The organism is Halobacillus yeomjeoni (assembly GCF_020171525.1).
Lineage (GTDB): Bacteria > Bacillota > Bacilli > Bacillales > Halobacillaceae > Halobacillus > Halobacillus yeomjeoni.
In genome coordinates, this window is the sequence record NZ_JAIVAI010000015.1 from 1 (window position 1) to 555 (window position 555).

Annotated in this window: 2 tRNA genes and 1 rRNA gene; all 3 read right to left on the reverse strand. The window is 46.8% G+C overall.

What is annotated here, in order from left to right:
• Positions 1-210 precede the first annotated feature (210 nt).
• A tRNA-Ala gene (locus tag LCL89_RS16695) sits at positions 211-286 on the reverse strand.
• A 9-nt stretch (positions 287-295) separates the two neighbouring features.
• Positions 296-372, reverse strand: a tRNA-Ile gene (locus LCL89_RS16700).
• Between the two features lie 88 nt (positions 373-460).
• Positions 461-555, reverse strand: a 16S ribosomal RNA gene (locus LCL89_RS16705); the annotation flags it as partial.

Below are 555 nucleotides of genomic sequence, written 5' to 3' on the forward strand. Positions count from 1 at the left end.
CTAGTACCAAGGCATCCACCGTGCGCCCTTATTCACTTAACTATCTTCGTGAAAAGACGTTGATTTGTTTCAATGTTTCGTTGAATGTCTTGTCATCACTAGCATCATCGTTAGATGATCACTATTGATTCCTTATCCAGTTTTCAAGGTTCACGCCCTTGTTTAGGGTCAAATATAAAACACAAATTGTATCGTTTGTGTTTTAATTAATGGTGGAGCCTAGCGGGATCGAACCGCTGACCTCCTGCGTGCAAAGCAGGCGCTCTCCCAGCTGAGCTAAGGCCCCGTATTTGAATGGTGGGCCTGAGTGGACTTGAACCACCGACCTCACGCTTATCAGGCGTGCGCTCTGACCAACTGAGCTACAGGCCCATCCAATTATGGGAATAAAGATATTTTCATAGCTTTAATCTCTCAAAACTGAACAACCAACCAAGTACGCTTCCGTTTCTATCCTTAGAAAGGAGGTGATCCAGCCGCACCTTCCGATACGGCTACCTTGTTACGACTTCACCCCAATCATTGGCCCCACCTTCGGCGGCTGGCTCCATAAAG